18 protein-coding genes and 2 pseudogenes are annotated in these 22,776 nt (G+C 53.5%); 8 read left to right on the top strand and 12 right to left on the bottom strand.

Annotated features, from left to right (window positions below):
* Position 1: 1 nt before the first annotated feature.
* From urtB to JCM2850_RS07045, 5 genes and pseudogenes are all read right to left on the bottom strand, one after another.
* Positions 2-918 (bottom strand): annotated as a pseudogene (gene urtB, locus JCM2850_RS17785) (urea ABC transporter permease subunit UrtB).
* A gap of 145 nt (positions 919-1,063) precedes the next feature.
* On the bottom strand, positions 1,064-2,305 hold the full coding sequence (gene urtA, locus JCM2850_RS07060) for an urea ABC transporter substrate-binding protein (protein WP_025870770.1): 1,242 nt from the start codon (positions 2,303-2,305) through the stop codon (positions 1,064-1,066).
* Positions 2,306-2,563: 258 nt separating this feature from the next.
* A complete protein-coding gene (locus tag JCM2850_RS20960; RefSeq protein WP_267879250.1) occupies positions 2,564-2,842 on the bottom strand; it encodes an FmdB family zinc ribbon protein in 279 nt (92 codons plus the stop codon).
* 39 nt (positions 2,843-2,881) lie between these two features.
* Positions 2,882-4,103 (bottom strand): annotated as a pseudogene (gene fmdA, locus JCM2850_RS17775) (formamidase).
* Between the two features lie 66 nt (positions 4,104-4,169).
* Positions 4,170-5,324, bottom strand: coding sequence for a putative porin (locus tag JCM2850_RS07045; protein WP_025870769.1), 1,155 nt, complete (start codon positions 5,322-5,324; stop codon positions 4,170-4,172).
* A gap of 214 nt (positions 5,325-5,538) precedes the next feature.
* Here JCM2850_RS07045 and JCM2850_RS20415 point away from each other — a divergent pair, with 214 nt between their 5' ends.
* Entirely contained in the window at positions 5,539-6,195 is a 657-nt protein-coding gene (locus JCM2850_RS20415; protein WP_025870768.1) for a hypothetical protein, read from the top strand.
* 164 nt (positions 6,196-6,359) lie between these two features.
* Here the strand turns inward: JCM2850_RS20415 and JCM2850_RS07035 are convergent, their stop codons facing one another.
* Positions 6,360-8,204, bottom strand: coding sequence for a phytase (locus JCM2850_RS07035; protein ID WP_051525303.1), 1,845 nt, complete (start codon positions 8,202-8,204; stop codon positions 6,360-6,362).
* A gap of 151 nt (positions 8,205-8,355) precedes the next feature.
* Complete coding sequence (locus JCM2850_RS07030; protein WP_025870766.1) at positions 8,356-10,983, bottom strand: TonB-dependent receptor; 2,628 nt, start codon at positions 10,981-10,983, stop codon at positions 8,356-8,358.
* Between the two features lie 329 nt (positions 10,984-11,312).
* On the opposite strand from JCM2850_RS07030, the gene JCM2850_RS17765 reads away from it, so the two are divergent.
* The 3 genes from JCM2850_RS17765 to JCM2850_RS07010 all read left to right on the top strand — a co-directional run bounded on the left by JCM2850_RS17765 (position 11,313) and on the right by JCM2850_RS07010 (position 14,984).
* A complete protein-coding gene (locus JCM2850_RS17765) occupies positions 11,313-12,293 on the top strand; it encodes a GGDEF domain-containing protein (protein WP_025870764.1) in 981 nt (326 codons plus the stop codon).
* A gap of 194 nt (positions 12,294-12,487) precedes the next feature.
* Positions 12,488-13,339 (top strand): AraC family transcriptional regulator, encoded by an 852-nt coding sequence (locus JCM2850_RS17760; protein ID WP_148301212.1) that lies wholly within the window; start codon positions 12,488-12,490, stop codon positions 13,337-13,339.
* A gap of 349 nt (positions 13,340-13,688) precedes the next feature.
* The gene (locus tag JCM2850_RS07010; RefSeq protein WP_081774988.1) at positions 13,689-14,984 is read left to right on the top strand and encodes an SEL1-like repeat protein; all 1,296 of its coding nucleotides are present in this window, start codon (positions 13,689-13,691) and stop codon (positions 14,982-14,984) included.
* A gap of 161 nt (positions 14,985-15,145) precedes the next feature.
* On the opposite strand, the gene JCM2850_RS07005 is transcribed toward JCM2850_RS07010, so the two are convergent.
* From JCM2850_RS07005 to JCM2850_RS06995, 3 genes are all read right to left on the bottom strand, one after another.
* Positions 15,146-15,730 (bottom strand): LexA family protein, encoded by a 585-nt coding sequence (locus JCM2850_RS07005; RefSeq protein ID WP_025870762.1) that lies wholly within the window; start codon positions 15,728-15,730, stop codon positions 15,146-15,148.
* A 484-nt stretch (positions 15,731-16,214) separates the two neighbouring features.
* Positions 16,215-16,439, bottom strand: coding sequence for a hypothetical protein (locus tag JCM2850_RS07000; RefSeq protein WP_025870761.1), 225 nt, complete (start codon positions 16,437-16,439; stop codon positions 16,215-16,217).
* 187 nt (positions 16,440-16,626) lie between these two features.
* The gene (locus JCM2850_RS06995; RefSeq protein ID WP_025870760.1) at positions 16,627-18,183 is read right to left on the bottom strand and encodes a protein adenylyltransferase SelO; all 1,557 of its coding nucleotides are present in this window, start codon (positions 18,181-18,183) and stop codon (positions 16,627-16,629) included.
* 164 nt (positions 18,184-18,347) lie between these two features.
* Here JCM2850_RS06995 and JCM2850_RS06990 point away from each other — a divergent pair, with 164 nt between their 5' ends.
* The 3 genes from JCM2850_RS06990 (at position 18,348) to JCM2850_RS24255 (ending at position 19,898) form a co-directional block, all read left to right on the top strand.
* Positions 18,348-18,761, top strand: a complete 414-nt coding sequence (locus JCM2850_RS06990) for a VOC family protein (RefSeq protein WP_025870759.1) — start codon at positions 18,348-18,350, stop codon at positions 18,759-18,761.
* A 130-nt stretch (positions 18,762-18,891) separates the two neighbouring features.
* Positions 18,892-19,545 (top strand): MsnO8 family LLM class oxidoreductase, encoded by a 654-nt coding sequence (locus tag JCM2850_RS24260; RefSeq protein WP_439645851.1) that lies wholly within the window; start codon positions 18,892-18,894, stop codon positions 19,543-19,545.
* Complete coding sequence (locus JCM2850_RS24255) at positions 19,539-19,898, top strand: LLM class oxidoreductase (protein WP_439645850.1); 360 nt, start codon at positions 19,539-19,541, stop codon at positions 19,896-19,898. Before JCM2850_RS24260 ends, JCM2850_RS24255 begins: the two co-directional genes overlap by 7 nt.
* 115 nt (positions 19,899-20,013) lie before the next feature.
* Here JCM2850_RS24255 and JCM2850_RS06980 read toward each other — a convergent pair whose 3' ends face one another.
* Positions 20,014-20,652, bottom strand: coding sequence for a DUF642 domain-containing protein (locus JCM2850_RS06980; RefSeq protein ID WP_081774987.1), 639 nt, complete (start codon positions 20,650-20,652; stop codon positions 20,014-20,016).
* Positions 20,653-20,897: 245 nt separating this feature from the next.
* Between JCM2850_RS06980 and JCM2850_RS06975 the strand changes: the two genes are divergently transcribed.
* On the top strand, positions 20,898-21,608 hold the full coding sequence (locus tag JCM2850_RS06975; protein ID WP_025870757.1) for a Crp/Fnr family transcriptional regulator: 711 nt from the start codon (positions 20,898-20,900) through the stop codon (positions 21,606-21,608).
* A gap of 72 nt (positions 21,609-21,680) precedes the next feature.
* Here the strand turns inward: JCM2850_RS06975 and JCM2850_RS06970 are convergent, their stop codons facing one another.
* Positions 21,681-22,697: a LysR family transcriptional regulator gene (locus tag JCM2850_RS06970; RefSeq protein WP_025870756.1), complete on the bottom strand. Its 1,017-nt coding sequence runs from the start codon at positions 22,695-22,697 to the stop codon at positions 21,681-21,683.
* Positions 22,698-22,776 lie beyond the last annotated feature (79 nt).

Genomic DNA, 22,776 nt, shown 5'->3' with positions numbered 1-22,776 from the left:
CTTACTTACGTACTTTGGATGCAAACAGGCCTTCAGGACGCATCATCAAGATGCCTACAATCACCATCAGGGTCGCGACCTTGCCCATGGAGCTGGTCATGAAGAACTGCAGGATGGATTGCGCCTGAGCAATGCCGAAGGCGGAGGCGATAGTACCGAGGATGCTGGCTGCACCACCGAACACGACCACCATAAAGCTATCGACGATATACAGCGAACCTGTGGTGGGGCCAGTGGAGGCAATGGTGGTGAAGGCAGCACCTGCCACACCGGCAATACCGCAGCCCAGCGCGAAGGTCACCCTATCCACTTTCTTGGTATTAATGCCCACTGCACCCGCCATTACGCGGTTTTGCACCGTGGCACGCACACGCAGACCCCAGCGTGAGCGGAACATAAAGATGAACACACCCAGCGTGACCACAGCGGCCAGCACCAGCACGAAGACGCCGTTGACCGGGATATCGATATCCGGTGTAGCTGGAAGGAACCCATGAGCCATTCTGGCAACACGGCGCTGACTTCCTTGGCGCCAAAGGTGGAACGGAAGATCTGCTGCATCACCAGGCTTAACCCCCAGGTGGCCAGCAGTGTATCGAGTGGCCGCTTGTACAAGTGCCGTATCAGCGCAAACTCGACCAGGTAGCCTATGATGAAGGCGATAATAAAGGCCGCGACAATCGCGAACAGGAAATAGTAATTAACAATGCCGTAAGTTTCGGCCACCTTGGAAAGAAACACCGTGGTGTAGGCACCAATCGCCATGAACTCACCATGGGCCATATTGATCACGCCCATCTGCCCAAAGATGATCGCGAGGCCAAGAGCCATCAGCAGAAGAACACTGAACAGGCTTAACCCCGAGAAAGCCTGCATGACAACGATATTGCCTATCTCTGCCATTGAATAATCAAACATAATCGGCCTCCAGCCTTTTACTTACAGATTTGAATGCTGTTGTTGCAACTACGCTGCTGCACACCACAACAACCCCAAGTGGGGCTGTCGTGGCGCTTGCATCTCACATCAAGCGCTTATGCTAACGCGCTGATTTGTAACGCTCTTATTGATAACCTTTTGGGAACGGATCTGGTTTGATCAGCTCAGACTCGTAAACCACTTCAGCCTGACCATCAGCACGCCACTTACCAACGCGCAGCTTGCTTTCCAAGTGGTGGTTAGGATCAACCTTGACGTAGCCTTCTGGTGCTTCCTTCAACTCGTAGCCTGGCAGTGCAGCAGCAGCCTTATCTACATCGAAGCTACCAGCACGCTCAACCGCAGCCTTCCACAGCCATGGGCCAAGGTAAGCAGCTTGAGTCACATCGCCAATCACAGACTTGGGGCACATCTTCTTGAACTCAGCAACGAACTTCTCGTTGTTGGCGTTCTTCAGGCTTTGGAAGTACTTCATTGCAGAGTAGAAGCCTTCCAGGTTCTCACCACCAATGCCCAGAACTTCGTCCTCAGTCACGGAGATGGTCAGCATGTTTTGCTTCTTGGAGTTGAGGCCAGCGGCGTTCAACTGCTTGAACCAGGCCACGTTACTACCACCCACCACAGCGGCGTAAATCACATCAGGCTTCTTCAGCTTGATCTTGTTGATCACAGAACCGAACTGGGTATCACCCAGGGCGATGTACTCTTCACCCACCACCTTGCCACCCAGATGCTGCTCAATGTGCTTACGAGCGATCTTCATGGATGTACGTGGCCAGATGTAGTCAGAGCCAATCAGGTAGAAAGTCTTGGCCTTCTTTTCCTTGGCAATCCAGTCCAGACCAGCAAGAATCTGTTGGGTAGCTTCTTGACCTGTGTAGAACACGTTCTTGGATTGCTCCAGACCTTCATAGAAAGTTGGGTAGAACAGCAGGCCATTGTCCTTCTCAAACACTGGCAGCACCGCCTTACGGGAAGCAGAAGTCCAGCAGCCGAATACGGTGGCTACCTTGTCTTTTTCCAGCAGCTTCTTGGATTTTTCAGCGAAAGTCGGCCAGTCACTGGCGCCGTCTTCTTGAATGATTTCAATCTTGCGACCCAGCACACCACCCATGGCATTGATCTGCGCAATCGCCAGCTTTTCAGCCTGGATAGAGCCAGTTTCACTGATGGCCATGGTGCCTGTGGATGAGTGCAGAATACCGACCTTAACCACTTTGTCTGTCACAGCCAGGCCAGTAGTGTTGACCTTGGCAGTTGAAGTGTCAGCAGCAAAGGCGCTACCAGAAATAATACCTGCTGCCAGCATGGCACCCATGAGGGCACCGGTCTTGGTAATGAACTGGCGTCTAGTCTTGTTACTCATCAGATTTCTCCTGAAAAAATCACTGCAAAAGATAAAAATTTGAAACGGTTTCCTAGCCAATCCTGGGATGCTCAGCATTGCCCTGGGATGTTCAGCATTACGTGAGGACAAGGCGCGCCGACGCAGACAGTACAAGTGGGTACGGCAAGGAGGCGCAACGCAGTCATCGCGTGATGCTGAATACCCCTAATGTCCAAGCATCCAGGGGCGGGCTGTTTTCTTGGTTTGCATCTGCAATAGGCTTCCTCCTCTTTGGCCTTACTTCCCTGAGCAGCTTTCTTTGAAGTGGCGGAAGAACCGCAGGTATGTCCCCCAGTGCAACCGCAGCTGGAGCGGCGGGCAGCACGGTTCATGGGCAGATTTCTCGTTGCGTTCATGCGCACTTCGTTGCGCCGTGCCCAGAATGGCCAGGCGTGGTGCGGAAAGAATGCGTTCGCTCAGTTCATTGCAATCCGGACATGCTGTCGGCTCGCTGGAGGTACTCATTTTTCCCATTGCGGCAAACACACCGCAGGCATCACATCTGTATTCATACATAGGCATGGCTATTCCCCTTTAAGCTTTTAAATCAAACACTCAGGAAGTCTTGGCAACATCAACATCGCCGGTGATGATCTTGACCGGGCCATTGGCATTCGGCTTGAGGTCGAAATCGAAGATCTCGGTTGGCAGCCAAAGAGTGGCGCAGGCGTTAGGAATATCGACCACACCGCTGATATGCGCTTCAACTGGCGCAGTACCGAGGATGGAAACTGCTTGTTCGCCGCTGTAACCAAACTTCTTCAGGTATTCAATGGCGTTGAGGCAGGCCTGACGGTAAGCCACTTGCACATCGAGGTAGTGCTGCTTGCCCTGCTCATCCACCGAGATACCTTCAAACACCAGGAAGTCACGGTAGTTAGGGGTCAATGGGCTAGGCTGGAACAAGGGGTTCTTGATGCCGTATTTCTTGACGCCGTCCTTGATCAGGGAAACCTTGATATCGAGGTAACCCGCCATTTCAATCGCACCGCAGAAGGTGATTTCGCCATCACCCTGGGAGAAGTGCAGGTCACCCATAGAGAGGCCACCGTCCTTGACGTAGACCGGGAAGAAAATCTTCGAACCCTTGGTGAGGTTCTTGATATCGCAGTTGCCACCGTGATCACGTGGCGGCACGGTACGTGCGCCTTCCTTGGCAGCAGCCACTGCTGCTTCACCCTGCAGGCGGCCCATGACGGCGGCTTTTTCATTAGGTGGCAAGGCCAGCGCTGGCACACGCTCAGGTCGGTGGCAATCAGGTCAGCTTCACGCTTGTTCCACTTATCTAGCAGTTCACGTGATGGCAGGCAGCCGATCAAACCGGGGTGCATGATGCCGGCGAACTTGACGTTAGGAACGTGGCGTGAAGAAGTGTAAATACCGTGGAAATCCCAGATGGTCTTGGAGGCTTCCGGATAGTGATCGGTAAGGAAACCGCCGCCATTGTTCTTGTCGAACAGGCCGTTGAAGCCCCATTGCTGATCTTGCAGGGTGCCAACATCCAGAATGTCCACCACCATCAGGTCACCTGGCTCGGCACCTTCTACGCCAATCGGGCCGCTCAGGTAATGCACCTGCAGCAGGTCTACGTCACGGATGTCATTGGCGCTGTCGTTGTTGCCAATCTGACCACCAGTCCAATCCATACACTCGACGCGGAACTCGTCACCGGGCTTGACCATGGCCACCATGGCAGATCAGGGTGCCAGCGGTTATGGATTTGACCGTCCTGTTCCCAGGCTGGCTTATCGAAATCCAGCTTAATCAATGTTTTCATCTATGCTTCTCCTATCACTAAATAACTTGCGATGGCCACCATGCAGAGATGGCGGCCATCCCCCTACTAGAACTGCAACTGCAAACCGACGGTGAACTTGTCGATATCGCTGATGCCTTCAGTCTTGGTCTTGGTGTAGACGGTGCTGATACGCGCGTTATGACCGTCGATGATGTAGTTCAGGCCCAGGTCGTACTCTTTAACATCAGGGTTGAACAAGGTGCCGCTATCCGCGCTGAACTTCTGGTAGCGTGCATACGGCTGGAACTTGCCCCAACCCACAACATCAGGGAACAGCCAGGAAACCAGGCCGAGGTAAGCCTTGCCGGACTTGGCGCCTGCGGCATCGGAGTTAACTGCGGTCTTGCTGAAGTCGTACTTGTAAGCAGCGCCTTCAACGTTGAGCACGCCAGCGGTGAATTTCTTCTCCAGCAGGGCATCAATGTTGTAAGCGAGGTAGTCATCGCTAGCACCAACCTGGCCTACAGCATCCTTCTGGTACATTCCGACCAGGGCGATAGAGAGCACATCCTTACCGTAGTAAGTGCTGCTGGTGTAGTAAGCGGGGTCGTTACCTGCATCCCAGAAGTCATACTGCACACGACCGCTGTACATCAGGTTGTCGGAACGATTGGGGTTGAGTGCGCTATTGCCATTGAAGGAAGAAGCACGGTTACCTTCGTAAGCACCGAAGGAGTAAACTAGGTGCTTGTCCAGCAACTTACCCCAGAGCGTCACGCCGATATCACGACCGACGAACTTGTTCTGGTAACGCGATACCACGCCAGGGTAAGACCAGGCATTCAGGTAGAACGGACCATCCAGATTGGCACGGTCGGTTGGAGGCAGCAATTGACCCATCCAGATATTGAATTCATCCATGAATTCAAATTGCAGATAGGCGTCCAGCGTGCGGATGCTGTCCTGGCCGTCAGCCGAGTTGGTGGTGGTAAAGGTATTGAACGTACCCTTGATGTATTTGTTGAATGAAGCGTTGATGTAGATACGCGCATCATCCACATCAAAATCCTTGGAGCGGGAGTTGCCATTTGGCGCTGCATCCTCGACACTGGTGAATGCAGTGCGTATGCCCAAGCCTATGCTCAGGGACTTATCTTCACCGAAGGTGATAGTGCCTGCGGCCTGTGTGCTCATGGATGGCAGCGCAGCAGAAGCTGCCAGCGCCACCAACACAGCACACTTCTTCATCTTGAATTTCATTTCCTTACCCCTTTATTTAAGTTTCACCAAAAACCGTGTAGTACCGACTGCAATCACTGGAACGCTGGAAACACCCTCGCTCTTTCGTGTTGCTAGATTAGCCACGGCAGGGCTAGGCTTAAATACGTCATATTGCGTACATGACATCTGGAGTTGGCGTGGTACTTTCGCCCTGTCCTCTGTATAGGCAGGCAAAGCCTGAAAGCTCAAAACCATGAAGAAAACCGCCGAAAAAACCCTATCTATAGTGCTGACCAGCAGCTTGTTACTGGCAGGCTGTGGTGGGGAATTTGCCTATAAACGTGGTGCCAGCGCGCGCGATCTGGAGCAAGCCAAACAGCAATGCCAGCACACATCTTCAGAAACGGCGCTGGGGCAATGCATGGAACAAAATGGCTGGATTTATCACAACCCGCAGGAGGCGCTGGATGATGAAGACCCGGTGATACAGGCCTCTTTCCAGCACGACTACAGAAGCGCAGGCAAGGCAGTGAGCGAAGACACGCCCGCCCCTGCCAGCAGCGTAAAGAACAGCTCAAATAGCAGCACTGTGAGTGTGACGGAGACTGGCAACCCTGGGACTGGCAACACTACCCCAGACAGTGCAGCACAGGCGAGAAAACCTGGAGAAAATTCAGCTAAAAATAAAGCAGAAAAGAAAGTGACAGACCCCATGGACATCTTCCTGGTGAGCTCCTGGTGGAAGATAGGCAAGGGAGCCGATGGTCTGAAAGCGGATATGGATCAATGCGTGGCCAAGCTAGGCCCAGCGCACGCACCAGATATGACAGGCAAGACCGCCAAGGCGACGCGCGGCCTGCTGCTGTGCATGAAGGATTTGGGCTGGAAGGCCTTACAGGCACGGGAATAACTGCGGAGCAGCAGGTCATCATGCCCTGGGGCGCTGGGCATGATGAAGTCTGCTTCAGACTATCATCCCGGGCCTGGCAGTGCCGGGATGATCTGAGGCAAAAGATGCCAGCTGCTTACACGCCAGGCTGGCTCATGCTTGATCAGTCTGCTTGCGCCGCGGCTTTATTGCAGATGCAGCGCACGGGCAATATCTTCCCAGGCCACCAGTTTGAAGTTCTGTGCCCCATCCGGCAGGCGCTTGTAGCCATCCTGCACGACCAGCATGCCCTGACGGTAAACTCCACCGAAATTGACCTGGCTGACTTCCAGGCCATCGGTGTCTGATACCCCATCTATGCCGGCCTCGGCATTGATGCCTATGCGGAATGCACCACGAAATGCATACGGCGCGTTGGCGTCCAGTACCACAAAGCTGCTATTGCCCTGACTGGAGGCAATCAGGTAACTGCCATTCTGACCGTGATACAGCCCCATGCCTTCCACATCTGCGACCAGGTGCTCGCCCACAGGCATGATCAATTGTGGTTCACTGGGCTGATCGGCACTGGCTGACATAGTCCAGATGCCCTGCTTTTCCTCACCATAGAACAGGCGTTGCTGCTGGTCATCTGCCACGCAGCCTTCAGGTTGCCCGGCGGTGCGGAAGGTACGCAACAGCTTGCCCATATAAGCCTGGCCACCCTGGGCCTGAGGCTCTACGCGGTAATGCTCAAAACGACCATCCTTGTCATTGGCAAATACTTCCAGGCCACCTGCGGGCGGCTGGTAGAGACAAGTGCCATAAATATCGCGCAAGCCAGTCTTGATCCGGCCCACATCGCGCAACTGCCCCTGCCCGTCCAGCGCAAACAGCGCCAGGGCAGCTTCATCACGTTGGGTGGCAATGGCCAGATCGCTGGGTTTGTGACCAGGCCAGCGGATATTTTGCCGCAGGTCTACATTGTTTAGCCGACCTGCGGCGACAAGTTGCACCTGTTTGCCCTGCAGATTGTAATTCAACAGGCCTTGTTTCTTGTTGGTGGCAATAATCCGCGAGCGCGCTGGCTGCGTGGGATGCACCCAGATAGCCGGGTCATCGGCCGCATCCCCGGCGCGGGCCACCGACTCGGTCTGGCCACGGGGCATGATCAGCGGCAATTGCCTAGAGACCGTTGCCGGATGCAGGCTGGCCTGGCCCAAACCTAGTGGCTGCAAGTCGTAAGCCTGCCAGCCCACATTATTCAGTACCAACAACGCATCCCCGGCCAGCGCCAAAGCCTGGGCATTGGGCACGCGCAAGTCATGCAGCGTGACCTGCGCTTGTGCATCCAGCAGATGAATACGGCCATCATCGGCATCAATCACTGCCAGACCTTGCGGCAGCACGGCCAAAGCCCCGACTTCCCCGGTGATTTCACCACGCGGCTGGCGGCCAGCGACCAGGGTGCGTTCGGGAATGCCCTCGCCATTGGCGGCATAGCGCCAGACGCCAAAACTGGCCTCGCTGACGTAGAGCGCCTGCTGCCTGTCATCGACACGGCAGGATTCCACCTCGGGTGGCAAGGCCAGATTGCGCAGTTTCACTGGTGTTTTTCCCGAGAGCAGCCACTGTTCGGCCTGCCCATCTTTGGCAATCATGAATAAATGACTGAGTTGCTGGGCATCGCGATACAGGCACTGGCTTTGCAGGGCAAAACTCACAGGGGTCAGCTTGCGGCTGATGCGTATCTGCTGCGGTTCTACTTGCAATATCCAGTTTTGCTGCTGGTCAGCGTCAAACACCACGGCTTGCACTTCCGCGCCAGCTTGGCTGTTGATCACACGGGTATCCAGATGCTCGGCGCGTACATCCAGGCTATGCAATGTCTTGCCCTCGGCATCCAGCAGTCGTAGCGCGTGCTTGTCCAGCACCAGCCAGCGGCCATCCGGCAAACTGGCTACTTCCTTGTACTGCTTGCCTAAAAAACCAATCCCGCGTGCGCTGGCAGGATGCGCCAGCATGGGTGCAAGCAGCAGCAAGAAAACCATTATTTGTTTGAATCGTGTATGCAACATCATGGGTAAAGCCCTATCAATTTGGGCGGCGGCCTATCAGTCCTGATCATCATGCACTGATCTACCGTCGCAAATAAAAATACCTGCCTGACACCTTCTCACGCAGTTTCCGGCCTTGAGCGGGCTAGAAAGTGGCAATCTTCATGCTGAGCCTGAACGTACGGCCATAGGATTCGTATTGCGAATTGAAGCTGCGGTTGCCGGTATAGACATAGTATTTTTCATTGGTGATATTCATCACCTCAAACGCCAGCTGGGTCTGCTTGCTCAGATTGTAGCGTGCGGAAAAATCATACTGGGTCTGGGCATCGACGTATTGATCGCCGCGCTCATCGGCAATATCGGTGACTTCCAGCAGATATTTCGATTTGTAGTTGGCCGCCAGACGCATATTCAGGGGGCCTTTTTCGTAACCTATGATCAGGTTCATGGTGCGATCCGACTGACTGGGCAGTACAATATTGCGACTGTTGAGCACACCATCACGGTAACCCTCAACCTTGGCTTTTGAGCTGACAAAGCTGGCATTGGCCGAAAGCAGCAAGCCATCCCAGGGTGCGGGCAGAATATTGCTGAAATTTTGCGAATAAGCCAATTCCAGACCCTTGACGCTGGCAGCATCGCCATTGGCAAAGGTATCGGCCTGGGCAAAATTCGTCCACATGCCCGTGCCTGCCATATCAGTACGATAGACAAAATGCTTGATGTCCTTGTGGAACAGATAGGCAGACAGCACCCCGGCATAGCCTATGCGTTGCTCTATACCCAGATCAAGGTTGCGTGCTTCCATGGGGTCAAGTTCAGGATTACCAAATGCGGCTTCATCACCATTGATGACCACACCAGGTGCCAACTGGCCGAAAGTGGGCCTGACCACGGCATGGGTCAGCGCAGCACGAATCGTGGTGTTGTCATCAAGGTCACGGCGGATGTGCAAGGCAGGCAGCCAGTGGTGATATTGATTCTTGGCGCTGACTGCACTGAAATCGCCATCGGTGGCCGAAGTGCCATTGGCGCTGAATTTGGTCTGTTCCAGACGCACGCCTGCCAAAATAAGCCACATGCCACTATTGAACGTGTTCTGGGCATACGCGGCATTGATATTTTCGCGCATGGTGAAATCGTTGATATTGGATTCTTCCTCATTGATGTAATCAGCAAGATTAACGCCGGAGAGGAAGTTCTTGACCGCCGAGCGACTGATGCCGGGGCCGAAGTTGCCAAACTGGTAATCCACATTGCTGCCGACAAAACCACTCAGGGCTGGATTACCAAAATCACCGCCATCCACTTCCCAGGCGGTTAGCTCATTGGTTTTCTTGCGTCGGCTGGCCTTGGCACCAAACTTGAGTTCGGAATCGAGGCCGAATATCGTCCACTTGTGGTCTATGTCCACCTTGAGATTACGCTCCTTATCCACGGCCTTTTGCATGCTAAGTTCTATGGAATCCAGCTCGTAATCGGCGGCATTATTGATGCTGGAATCACCTATCAGCCTGGGCACGCGGCCACTGGAGTAGCCAGAGTTATAGCTCTGACCAGACTCGAACTTGGCTGCGTCTATGGCATCTGGTGTGTCTTGGGTGGCACGGCTGGCCCCCAATGCCATTGCTACTTTCCAGTTCTTGCCTATCCAGCGCTCGCCCCCTAGCACCACCGAGGCAATATCCTGGGTTTCCTCGCGCGATTTCAACTCGCGTGAGGATTCAGAAACGCCAATTTCGCCTGCGCGTTGCGGGCTGTCAAAGGCTATGTCGTGGCGCTGGCGTACCTCGTTATCAGTAAAGCGGCTATAAAGCGTGCGCAGGTAATAGGACTCTTGGGCATTAGGACGGTAATCAAGGTTGAAAATACCGCCCTGGCGTTCGCGCGTGATGCTGTAATCACGGCGCTGAAACTCTTCCAATGCGGGTTGTGGGCCCGAGAAATCCCAGGCACCGCCAGTTTCGGCATTATCAGAACCGAATTTGCGTTTGGAGGCATTCACCCCTACCGCAATCCCCAGCTTGCCATCAAGAAAGCGATCACTCCAGGCGGCAGCAAAGTTGGGGCTTTCCTGATCCGTATTGCTGTCATGTGAAGCACCCGCTTCTAGCGAATAAAATTGCCCAGGGTGATCAAAAGCCGAGATGGTTTTGACCTCCACCGTACCCCCTATGGAGTTGGCATCCTGACTGGGCATCAAGGTCTTGGAAACCTCCAGTGAGCGAATCAGCCCTGCAGGCAGTACATCGAGAGACACCGCGCGTCTGTCGCTCTCAGGCGCAGGCACCAGGCTGCCGTTGATTGTCACCGTATTCAGGTCTGGGCCCAAACCACGGATACGCACATAGCGGCCTTCACCCTGGTCACGCTCTACCGAGATGCCGGGAATGCGTTGCAAGGCTTCGGCCGCGTTGTTGTCCGGCAACTGACCTATATCATCGGCGTGTACCACGCTGACAATATTGTCTGACATCTGCTGTACATCCAGTGCGCTATCCAGGCTGGCCGCCTGACCGACGACAGATACCACAGGCAGAGTCATTTCGGCGACCTGTGCGACTTGTGTTGCTTCTGCCACTTGCACCGGCCCGGCCTTGTCTGCTTTTCCCTGGCCCTGATTAAGCGTCCCGACTTCGGCAAGTGTGGTGCTGGCAGCCATGACACTCATAGGTGCCAGACCGCCCATGAGCGCAATGGCAGCGGCTATGCGCTTGAGAGGAAGGCCACAACGGGCCTTGCCAGGATTTACTTGATGTTTGTGCTGCACGACATTCCCCTTTGATGAATCTGTATCGAATGCCGCACACGCTAACCAGGCTTGATGTCAGTTGCGTGACACCTATTGCCACATCGCTATCAAAATCAGTGATTTACCCTGGATTGTACTGACTGCTGAGCTTTTAGGACTGTGAGCTAGCCATGCCATCCCCTTGATGAAAAAGGCAAATCGTGTCGCCATCCTGCTGAGTGTGCGTAGCAGCCCCAGCATCAGTGAGCCAATCGCACCCCCCCTGGCATTCAGGGCAGAAATCATCATCGTTCTGTCACAGCTGCGCCCTAGCATGGTCACAACTCGACACCGGACTCCCTCTTACCATGCATTTGCGCTCACGCAGCCTGCTGTTTATCTTCACCCTGCTCGTATCGACGGGCGCTTGTTACGCCAGCCTGGGCCAGGCACTCGCCTTCAGTGACTGGAACTGGATGGACATTATTAGCGAGGGCGGCACCGCCATCCTTGCTGCCCTCTGGGCGCTGCTCATCATCAACAGCCGTCCTGGGGGCAGAGTCACGCGTATGCTGGCAGGAGGCCTGCTTACACTAATGCTGGGGGCCTGGGCCGATTGCATGGATGAGTTCTATCACATCCCCGCCAGTCAATACTGGGATAACGCGCTTGAAGCCTTAATGCCGCTGGGCATGCTGATCGTCACCATAGGTCTTTACTACTGGCGCCAGGAGCAGGCCGTGCTGAACGAGCATATGCAGAAACGCGAACGCCTGTTCCGCGATCACCGCTCATTTGACCGTATCACCCAACTGGCCGATGCCAGCTATCTGCATGAACAGATCAGACTGGAACAGCAAGCAGGCGATGCCGGCATGCTGGTATTACTGGATATCAATAACTTCCAGCAGATCAACCGCGATCACGGACAGCAGGAAGGCGACCGCTTGCTGCAGGCGATCAGCCATCTGTTACTGCTTAACCTCAGGCCACAAGACCTGCTGTGTCGCTATGCAGGCGACAGGTTTGCCATTTTGTTGCCCGCCATGAATGCAAGCCAGGCCCATGCCACGGCAAGGCAATTGCAAACCGCCATTGCCTCGCTGGCGCATCATGTACGCGATGGTTCACAAGTCATTGCGCTGTCTGCGAGAAGCGTATGCGCCAGAGCCGATCAGAACCCGACACAACTGTTAGCGAGCATGAATGCTTCATTGGAAATTCCTGTGAGAACAGAGGCCCATGCGGGCGGTCACACTAGAGCTGATGGTGCAGAGCAGGCGGCCAGGCTGCCAGAACAAAACTCGCCTGACTTTTCAGCCATGCTGGCAAGCAAATTGCAGGCGTAATCACCCCCCATGTGTTACAGCGACAAATCCGGTGTCAATTACTATCTGCCTGGCAGCGCATTTATCCCGGCACGGCACCAGGCTGCCCTGTTGCTTGAATATGGCCGCAGTCGTGACATGGCGGCGCAGGACCTGTTGCATAAAACCTCGCTGACAGAGCTGAGCATACTGGCTCCCACCACCCTGATCAGCCTGTGGAATACTTGCAATTACTCAACAATCTGCAAAACAGCCTGGCGGCCAACGACACCAGCTTTATGCTGGGTCAGCAACTGCTGCCTGGCCATTATGGCGATCTCAGTCATGGCTTGCTGCATGCCTGCAACCTGCGCCAGGCCTTGCAAATACTGATAGATAGCCAGGCCAGGCTCAGCCCGCTGCTTGCGCCGCATCTGCTGGAGCACAAAGGCCAGGTGACCCTGCACTGGACCGAAAGCTATGTCACTCCGCGCTTGCGTGGATTTGTGGTGGAAATGATGATGACGGCAGTCACCAGCATGTGCCGCTGGCTGAGCGGTCAGAAGCTGCCCTGGCGCTATAGCTTCAACCGCACCCCGCCCGCCTATCAGGAGCAATATTTCGTGCACCTTGGGCAAGAGCTGCACTTCAATCAACAGATGGATGCCATGAGCCTGCCTGTGGAATATCTGACACAACCCTGGCCTAGAGGCAGTGATATCGCCGTATCGGCTGCGGTGGCGCACCAACAACAGCCCTTCATGAGCCTGTTGGCCAGGCTTTATGACTATCTGCTCAGGCATATCCGCAGCAGCCCGACCCTGGAGCAAACCAGCGCCGATTTTGGCGTGAGTCCCGCCACCTTCAAGCGTTACCTGGCATCACATCACACCAACTTCCAGGCCGAGCTGGATCAGGTACGCGTACATGTCACCCTGCAACTCATGCAGGGCCATGATTACAACAATGATCAGGTTGCGGCTTACCTGGGTTTCCACGATGCCAACAACTTCCGCCGCTCCTTCAAGCGCTGGACCGGGCTGACTCCTTCCATGCTGCGCATGCAGGTCAGCGGACAGGAGTCATGAGCTTGACATTGGCTCCAGTACTGAATCAGCGCTGTGTCTGACGTACACAAAATCTGTGCATAACCATGTGGGCAGACTGGGGAGCGCTGCTTTAAGTGGCTGATGGCAGAAAGAGAAATGACCCTGCCTTATTTTTAGGCAAACCATACTGGCGCTGCTCATCTTACGGTCTAATTTTAAGATAAAGGCTAGCCGTGACATGTACACGACCATGGGCGTGATGACCATAACCCTGCTTTCCCTACTGCAAGCTGAAAACAAACGCATAATATTAATATGGGGATAAATTGGTGCGTTTAGTATGGGAAAAACACAATAGCCACTCATGCACTGATTGATTTGCTTTTGTATGTGTAAGAAAATCAATTTTCATAAAAATAAATCATTATTAATTCTGATCATGCATGTAAAACACCATAACCCCCATGGTCTTAGCGCCAAAATAATCAGCACATTATTTGTATTATTTTCTTGCATTACTCCCTCGCGAGCCGCTGAAAATCCATTAAATCAGCAGACTCAATGGCATCTTATGTTGAAGTCTGCTATTGCTGGTGATTCGGGTGCGCAACTCCAAGTCGGTAAATCCTATCTATTTGGCAATGGTGTTTCAAAAGATGAAGATGCAGGCGTGGAATGGCTTACAAAATCTGCGACTAAAGGAAATATTCATGCACAGGAACTGCTGGGGGAACACTATCTTCTTGATGACTACAACCCTGATTATTTACTGGCCAGAGATTGGATTTATAACGCCATAGAACGTGGGTCTGCTTATGCAAAAGCTGACCTTGGTTATATGTATGAATATGGTTTGGGGGTTGAAATCAATACCCAACTGGCTTTCGCTCTCTACCAGGCTGCTGCCGAGAAAGGTGCTATCAACGGTCAACTAAGATTGGCAAGAATGCTGGTCGCAAAGAAGGAATATCAACAAGCCGCAAAGTTGTTACAAGTCCTTGCCGGTGCTGGCTACACATCAGCACAAAATGGTCTTGGGGTTTTATACCTCAATGGCTGGGGTATTAAGGAAAATGTGCATGAGGCCAATGAGCTGTTCAAACTAGCAGCTGAGCAAGGAATGGCGGCTGCCCAGACTAATCTAGCCGAGTCTTATTATTTTGGTAGAGGCATCACAACAGATACCAAAGAAGCCTATCGCCTTTATCAATTGGGTGCTGAAGGAGGCGATCCGCATGCACAGCAAATTTTGGGCTGGATGTACAGTTCTGGCAGAGGCGTTAAAACTGATTTACAGCTCGCCTTCAAATGGTATGCCATGGCGGCAGCACAAAATGATCTCAAGGCACAGGCCAGCATTGGCGAAGCGTATTTCTATGGACATGGCGTTCCCGTTAATCCTGAACTGGCGCTGAAGTGGCTTAAAAAAGCCGGAGTAAAGGGACAGCCTGATGCGCAAGAATTTCTCGGTGTTGCTTACCGGGATGGCTATGCATCGATCAAAACTAATAAGATCATTGCCTACGCATGGTTTGATCTAGCCTTTAGAAAAGGCCAGCAATCAGCAGCGAGATCCCGCGCGGATCTGGCTCATAGTATGACGATGGCTGAACAGGACACGGCTTACCAATTGGCGTCACAATGGAAAGCCGGAATGGATCTAGCCGACATTTACTCCGAATAAGCACGCAAGTACTGGGAGACAAAGCTCATTGAGAGAAAAATTAGAACAATATTCCAAGCATCAACCTGGTGAATATTGTGCCTATGAGCTTTTGCCCTATCATTCCCAGCGCTTTGAAAAGCTAGCCTTTTAGAAACTAGCTTTTCAACATGTCAGGCCGTTCAGTTGTATTTGCGGAACTGCCCTACCACCACGCCAAAAATCTCAAAATCGCCATTAGGGCGTATTACCGGGAAATCCTTATTGGCAGGGATCAGCACAAACTTGCCGTCTTCCTTGCCCAGGGTTTTGAGCGTGAACTCATTATTGAGAATGGCAACAACGATATCACCCAGATTAGCGAATGAGCGCTTTTCCACAATCACCGTATCCCCATTGAAAATGCCAGCATCTTTCATGGAATCACCACGCACGGTGATCAACACCGTTTGCGAGGGCTTCTCAATGAGAAAATCATCAATACCCATGCTATCGAGGCTGTCACCATAAGCCGGGGTAGCAAAACCAGCCTGTACGGTGCTTTCAGCAATGATGCGCTCAAAAAAACGCCTGCCGGGTTTGAGGCGCTTGTCAGGGGCATAATCGATATAACCCTGTAGCTTGAGCCGGGCAACAAAAGAAGTCACCGCGTTCTTGGATTTAAACCCAAGCAACTGCGCCACATGACTAAAAGTCGGCAGCGTCTTGTGCTCGGCGAAATAGTCCTGGATCTTGCCCAGGTACTCAAAGTCTCTGTCTTGTCCCATGTCTTGACTTTACTGTACGAACGTACATGGCGTCAATAGGGGGAATACAATTCATCAAAATACATCTCAACTAGTCGGTCAAAGGATGTGGAAGCTGGCGCTAAATCCCACATGCACTCAGGTTGAAATTGGCGTTTAGTTTGCAGGCACTAAATGTTGGGACTAGCTACGACAATGCGAACCGCCTGTAGGCTGGGTTGGTCTCGGTGCCATGGCTCACCGCCACGCTCAATCGCATATACGGTCATCATGCAAGAAAATCGCGTCTTGATATGCTCGAAATGCACGCACATGCAAGCAGATGACCCGCAATGTGTATCACCCCATGAGGGTGTAGATAAGCTGAATGTTGGCGTAAGGGTGCTAAGCGCATTTCACTCTCCTACAAGATGGTAGGAGAATGTTAGCGCAATTTAATTGACTATTTAATATTAAATAGTCAATTAAATCATTATAGTAAAATAGAAGCTAAGGTTATTTGCCTTTAAGCTGCTGATTTATCAGCAGTTTGCCCCGCAATCTGCGTCAGAAATTGCCCCACCTGCCCTGCACACTCCAGCGGAATCACTAGTTCTTGCTGGCGGATCTGCTCCATGGCGGCATCCATGCCCACTACAGTGATTTTCACTTCATGATATTCCGTGGTTTCCACAGAGATCATGGGTCTGTCGAGAATGACCATATTGTCTGGTTTGCGCTTTTCTGCCATGTGAACCCCCTTTTTTATTGAGGGCGGCATCTTATCAAAACTTGTCGCTGGCAGGGAATGCTTGCAGCTCAGACAATTCGGGATATAGCGGCATCGCTCGATTACTTTGAGGATGCAGCTTTACTAAGGCAGCGAGAACATCACACTTCATGGTAGTGAGGCATACACCAGGCCAACAAAGCTTAGGTCAGGAGCTGCACGAAAGCATGGAGCAACCCGCCTTGTGTCTGGCCCAATCCGGGCGCAGCCCAGCCAGATGCTCCTTGCCTGCTTGAACCTCATAAGGCTTGCGCAGTACCTGCAGTAACTCTTCCACCAGGCTGGTATCACCCTGATTGGCCAGGTCTATGGCCTGTTGCGCCAAATAATTACGCAGCACATAACGTGGGTTCACACGGTTCATGGCTAGCTTTCTTGCGGCATCGGTCTGCCCGCCTTGCTTGAGCCAGCCCGCATATTGCTGCAACCAAAGCTCAAACCTGGGCTTGAAGGTCTGCCACAAGGCCTCGCTGTAGAACGCGCTACGCAGGGTTTCCAGGTTGGGATTATCCTGCTCTATCTCAGCTAACTGACGGAAGAATTCTGTCATGTCCACCTCGGCGTGGAACATCAGGTCAAACACCTCGTTGACCAAAGCCTCATGTTCATCGCGCCACTGGCCCAGGCCAAACTTGGCCGCGAGTATGCCCGCCCATTGCCGATTATAGGTTTGGTCAAACAGCATCAGGCCTTCGTCGTAAATCTCGCGCTCGGGCTGCAAGGTATAAAGTGCCTGCGCCAGACGTTCCAGGTTCCAGCGCGCGATATCGGGCTGACGGCCAAAGCAGTAGCGGCGGCCAGCCGCGTCGGTGGTGTTGGGAGTCCAGGACGGATCAAAATTATCTACCCAGCCATAAGGGCCGTAGTCTATGGTCAGGCCGAGTATGGACATATTGTCGGTATTCATCACGCCATGCACAAAGCCCACGCGCATCCATTGCGCCACCAGATGCGCAGTACGGCTGCAAACAATCGCAAACCATTCGGCCAGGCGTTCTTGTTCAGGGTAATCGGCCAGTTCGGGGAAGTCGCGCCTGATAGTGAAATCCACCAATTGCTGCAAGGTGGCTTTGTCTTCGCGCATGGCAAAAATCTCAAAGTTGCCAAAACGCGTAAACGAAGGCGAAACCCGGCAGACTATCGCGCCTTTTTCTGCCTGCGGATTACCGTTGTAAAACATATCGCGGATAACAAAATCCCCGGTCTGCACCAGGCTCAGTGCGCGCGTGGTGGGAATGCCCAGATGATGCATGGCCTCGCTGCAGAGAAACTCACGCAGTGATGAGCGCAGCACCGCACGTCCATCAGCCATGCGCGAATAAGGCGTTACCCCCGCACCTTTGAGTTGCAATTCCCAACGCTGGCCCTGACGGTTAACCACTTCCCCCAGGCTGATGGCACGGCCATCGCCCAATTGCCCGGCCCAATGGCCAAACTGGTGTCCGCCATAACACATGGCATAAGGCTCCATGCCCGGCAACAGGCCATTACCTGACAAGGCATTCACCCACTCGGGCGACTGCAAGTCTGCTTCGCTTAAATCCAGCGCCTGGCGCATTTCATCCGACCAGGCTAATAGTTTGGGCGCAGAAACTGGCGTGGGCTTTACGCGTGACCAGCAGGCATGAAACACCTGACGCAGCTGGTTGCTGCTGTCCGGGTCTCCGGGGAGTTCCTTGAGGAATCGATTATCAAAGGTTAGCATGGCTTTTAAATGGTGACGTGTATGGAAAACACAAGCCTAAAATTCACAGACAATATTGCACAGCAGATGTTCGGTTGTGGCTGAAATTCTAAAGCTAGAACAGCCAACTTCCTGCCGCCAGGGCGGCTGGGCTGGCATCAACATCATTGCAACAGGAGAATAACATGCAGTTTCACAGAGGCAGATTGCTGGATCATGTGCATTTGCGGGTGGCTGATCTTGCGGCCAGCAAACGCTTTTATCAGGCAGTGCTGAGTGCGCTGGGGCATGCTGAGGTTTTGCAGGAAGGCCCAGGCTTTTTCTATGCCGATGAGTTGTTTGTGAATCAGGCCGATGACTACATTACCCGTATCCATCTGGCCCTACAGGCTGCGGACCAGGCCAGCGTGCAGGCATTTCACCGTGCGGCACTGGCAGCGGGAGGGCGCGATAACGGCGCGCCTGGAGAGCGGCCTTATCACCCGGGCTACTATGCTGCTTTTGTGCTGGACCCTGATGGCAATAATATTGAAGCGGTGTTTCATGGGCCTGCTAGCCGTAGCGCTGCTTCTGTGGTCATTAGCCCGGCCGCATCCTGAACGCAATATCACGGCAAGGCTCAAGCGGCAGTGGCTAGGGCGTTCTTCATTCCTGAGAACAATCCTGAGAACGACCTGACACTTTGATGGTCAGTGCTGCATCCCTTTATCTTTACTTGAAGTCCTCATCATGATTCCGTTTTCCGTGCTCGATCTATGCCCCATCGTCCAGGGCAGCACACCTGCCCAGGCTTTCAGCAACTCTGTCAGCCTGGCGCAGCAGGCCGAAAGCCTGGGTTACCAGCGTTACTGGCTAGCCGAGCATCACAATATGCCAGGCATTGCCAGTGCCGCTACCTCGGTGGTGATAGGCCATGTGGCCGCACAGACGCAGAAAATCCGCCTGGGCGCTGGCGGCATCATGCTGCCCAACCATGCGCCCTTGGCAATTGCAGAACAATTTGGCACCCTGGCCTCACTCTACCCCGGCCGTATAGACCTGGGCCTGGGCCGTGCGCCTGGCAGCGATATGGCGACCGCACGTGCTTTACGCCGCAACCTGGCAACCCATGGCGAGGATTTCCCCGAACTGGTGGCAGAGTTGCAGCACTTCCTGGCTGAAGCTGAGCCTGGGCAAGCCGTGCGCGCAGTGCCGGGTGCAGGTCTGGATATTCCCTTGTGGATACTGGCTCTAGCCTCTACGGTGCCCAGTTTGCTGCCGCCAATGGCCTGCCTTTTGCCTTTGCCTCGCACTTTGCGCCTACCTTTTTGCTGCAGGCACTGGATACTTACCGCAATCAGTTCCGGCCTTCGGCCCAGCTGCAAACACCTTATTTCATGGTGACGGTGAATATCCTGGTGGCTGATAGCGATGAGGAGGCCAGATACTGGTTTACCTCACAGCAGCAAGGCTTTACCAATCTGCACCGTGGCCACCCCGGGCAATTGCCGCCGCCTATCAAGGATATAGAGCAATATTGGGCACCCGCAGAAAAAATAGGAGTGGAGCGCATGCTGGCCTGTTCACTTGTAGGCTCCAGCGCGACTGTGGAAGCCGGGCTGCGCAAGCTGCTGGCAGAACTCGCGCCGGATGAGCTGATGGTGACCGGACATGTATTTGATCATGAGGTGAGGCTGCGCTCTTATCGTGAGGTGGCGGCGATACGCGCACGTCTTGCTCCCGACTTTTCTGCCTAACCTTGACCCCACACCAACGCTATTTTTGTAGCGATGTCATTACAACTCCAGCAATAGAAAGGCCAGGCATACTGCCTGGCCTTGATGAGGCTTGCTTTTCCCCCTGTTCAGCAAATCAGCACAAATTGTGCTGGCGCTGACGTCTGCCTAAATAGGCCATCACAGCTATCCCCAGGCCCAACATACCAAAGGTGCTAGGCTCTGGTACGGCAGTGACCACAACACCATCCAGGAATGAGCCATAGGATGGCGCATTCTGTGGCTCTATGGAGGTGAATTTGAGTGTGGTGGAATTGCTGGTGGCTAGCAGATTTGTGAAGTGGTATTCCACCCAGTCACTATGATAAGTCACTGAAGTTGACAGCAACTGCGTGCCACCCCAGTAAATCTCTAATGCACTATTGAGCTGGCCTGGAGTATCTGAACGGCCAGAATAGGCAAAGCTGAGATTGTAAAGCTGCCCTGTAGTAGTGCCCAGATCCTGCCAGATCGAGGTCAGGTTGGTGGAATTCAATTCCAGATATTGCTGCCCTTCATAGGCGGTATTGAATTGTGGCCAGCCACCAAAATCGCTGCCGCGCTGAATTTCAAACACCCCATCTGAGGTCCAACCAGTCACCGCCGCCAGTTGTTCATATGCGCCGGATATGGTGTCCGCTTCAAAGCCCCCATTCACCACCAGATTTGCAGCATTAACGCCACTGCTTGCAGCGAGCAGTGCCCCACACAAAATTACTTTAACGTTATTCATCATCGTTTCCTTTTACGTGTATACCTTCAGAAACATCTCCTCTCCCGACTATGAGCGCCGGGTGAAATGAGAATGCGCTTGGGCCTAAGCCCATACTGTGCGATAACCAACATAAGGTTCTGATTGATAGGAAAATATTGCGAAATTAGGCCGATCGGACTAATTTAAAGTCAGGTCTGGTTCACAGTTCAATAATGCGCATATACTGAGCTCTAGAACAAAGACATGACATCAGGTTAGCAGCGCGTATGGACATTCCATTCAGTCCGCAGAAAAACAGTTTGATCGGTGCTTTGAAGCCTGAGGATGCCTTTGATTTGATTCCCTGTTTAGAACCCGTGCTGATGCAGCTTGGCGATGTACTGTACGAGCCTGAGCAAACCCTCAAGTATGCTTATTTCCCGCTGAATGCCATTGTTTCCCTGCTCTATGTCATGACGAATGGAGCCAGTACCGAAATTGCCGTGATCGGCAACGAAGGTATGGTGGGTACCCCTATCATCCTCGGCAGTGCCTCTTCTACCTGTAGGGCCGTGGTGCAAAGCGCGGGCTATGGCTTTAGGCTCAAGGCTAGCACGCTACGTCAGTTATTCCATGCCAGCCCTACCCTGGCCACCAGGCTACTGCGCTATACCCATGCCTTGATTACGCAGATTACCCAGACGGCAGTATGCAACCGCCACTGCATGCTGGAGCAGCAGCTATGCCGCTGGCTGCTGCTAAGCCTGGACAGGCTGGAAACCGCCGAGGTGTTGATGACACAGGAACTGATTGCCAACATGCTGGGGGTGAGACGCGAGGGGGTGACGGAAGCCGCAGGCAGGCTGCAGCGCGAAGGCCTGATTCGCTACAGCCGTGGGCATATTGCCATCCTCGACCGTGACGGGCTGGAACTCAAGGCTTGCGAGTGTTATCAAGTGGTGCGGCGCGAATACGCCGCGCTGGCCAAGGCACATTAATCTAGTTCTTAGTCCAGTACTTAGCCAAGCATTCATACAAGTACTAAGCCGAGTACTAGACCAAAACCCTGCTTAAAAAATCGCTTCTGCCTGATTGTTGCGCTCTATGATTTCACGCATGGTGGTGCCCTGCTCTTGCTGGCAGGCAAAGCGGCATTCCTCATCGCGCATTTCCTGGCTGGTGCCACCCAGCAATGGGCAGTTACCAAACAGCTCGGCTATCCAGTCCACAAAAGCCCGTACCTTGGGTGAAAGATGGCGATTGTGCAGATAAACCACTGAGATAGGCTCGCTGGAAGGCTGCCATTGCGGCAGGACTTCACGCAGTTCGCCTGACTCCAGTTGCTTCAGCACCATGAAACGCGCGGTCTGAATCAGGCCAAAACCTTGCAGCGCCAATGCTACATAAGCCTCCGCATCATTCACTGCCACCGTGCCGGTCACTTCAACTTCACGCACCTCGCCATCCACCACAAAATCCCAGTCCATATTGCGCCCGGTGCGGCTGGAGAAGTAATGCACGGCATGATGTTGTTCCAGGTCTTCTATGCTTTGCGGCTCGCCATGCAGTTCCAGATAGCGCGGCGCGGCGCAGGTGACGATATCAAACGCGCCTATGCGTCTCGCCACCATGCTGGAATCCTGCAGGTCACCAACACGCACTACACAATCCACCGCCTCCTGCACCATGTCCACCGGGCGGTCACTCATGCCTATCACCAGCTCTACATCCGGATAGCGGCTATAGAAATCGCAGAGCTTGGGAATAATGATCAAACGGCCTATGGAGGGCGGCACATCGATGCGTAACTTGCCCTTGGGGCCACGCGTGACGTTGCTGAACAAGGCTTCGGTTTCTTCCACCTCTGCCAATATCCGCATACAGCGCTCGTAATAGGCCGCGCCATCAGGCGTGACACTAAGTCTGCGCGTGGTGCGGTTGAGCAGGCGTACCTGCAGCAGGCTCTCCAGCCCCTGTATGGTGGTGGTCACTGTGGTGCGCGGTAGCCCCAGGTTATCGGCGGCGCGCGTAAAGCTATTGGCATCAACTACGCCTGTGAATACCTTCATTGCCTGAAATCTGTCCATTGCACCATCCCCGCTGCTTGATTGTTTACAAAATAGCCAACAGTGCTGCAAAAGGCAATGGATTATTTACGAAGTACCA

Source organism: Methylobacillus glycogenes JCM 2850 (assembly GCF_000617925.1).
GTDB lineage: Bacteria > Pseudomonadota > Gammaproteobacteria > Burkholderiales > Methylophilaceae > Methylobacillus > Methylobacillus glycogenes.
Note: the sequence above shows the minus strand (reverse complement) of the source record. Positions and strands in the feature narration are given on the sequence as shown.

Coding starts and splice junctions, on each gene's coding strand:
- urtA (WP_025870770.1), bottom strand. CDS start 2,305: ATGAGTAACAAGACTAGACGCCAGTTCATTACCAAGACCGGTGCCCTC.
- JCM2850_RS20960 (WP_267879250.1), bottom strand. CDS start 2,842: ATGTATGAATACAGATGTGATGCCTGCGGTGTGTTTGCCGCAATGGGA.
- JCM2850_RS07045 (WP_025870769.1), bottom strand. CDS start 5,324: ATGAAATTCAAGATGAAGAAGTGTGCTGTGTTGGTGGCGCTGGCAGCT.
- JCM2850_RS20415 (WP_025870768.1), top strand. CDS start 5,539: ATGAAGAAAACCGCCGAAAAAACCCTATCTATAGTGCTGACCAGCAGC.
- JCM2850_RS07035 (WP_051525303.1), bottom strand. CDS start 8,204: ATGGTTTTCTTGCTGCTGCTTGCACCCATGCTGGCGCATCCTGCCAGC.
- JCM2850_RS17765 (WP_025870764.1), top strand. CDS start 11,313: ATGCATTTGCGCTCACGCAGCCTGCTGTTTATCTTCACCCTGCTCGTA.
- JCM2850_RS07010 (WP_081774988.1), top strand. CDS start 13,689: ATGTGTAAGAAAATCAATTTTCATAAAAATAAATCATTATTAATTCTG.
- JCM2850_RS07005 (WP_025870762.1), bottom strand. CDS start 15,730: ATGGGACAAGACAGAGACTTTGAGTACCTGGGCAAGATCCAGGACTAT.
- JCM2850_RS07000 (WP_025870761.1), bottom strand. CDS start 16,439: ATGGCAGAAAAGCGCAAACCAGACAATATGGTCATTCTCGACAGACCC.
- JCM2850_RS06995 (WP_025870760.1), bottom strand. CDS start 18,183: ATGCTAACCTTTGATAATCGATTCCTCAAGGAACTCCCCGGAGACCCG.
- JCM2850_RS06990 (WP_025870759.1), top strand. CDS start 18,348: ATGCAGTTTCACAGAGGCAGATTGCTGGATCATGTGCATTTGCGGGTG.
- JCM2850_RS24260 (WP_439645851.1), top strand. CDS start 18,892: ATGATTCCGTTTTCCGTGCTCGATCTATGCCCCATCGTCCAGGGCAGC.
- JCM2850_RS24255 (WP_439645850.1), top strand. CDS start 19,539: ATGGTGACGGTGAATATCCTGGTGGCTGATAGCGATGAGGAGGCCAGA.
- JCM2850_RS06980 (WP_081774987.1), bottom strand. CDS start 20,652: ATGATGAATAACGTTAAAGTAATTTTGTGTGGGGCACTGCTCGCTGCA.
- JCM2850_RS06975 (WP_025870757.1), top strand. CDS start 20,898: ATGGACATTCCATTCAGTCCGCAGAAAAACAGTTTGATCGGTGCTTTG.
- JCM2850_RS06970 (WP_025870756.1), bottom strand. CDS start 22,697: ATGGACAGATTTCAGGCAATGAAGGTATTCACAGGCGTAGTTGATGCC.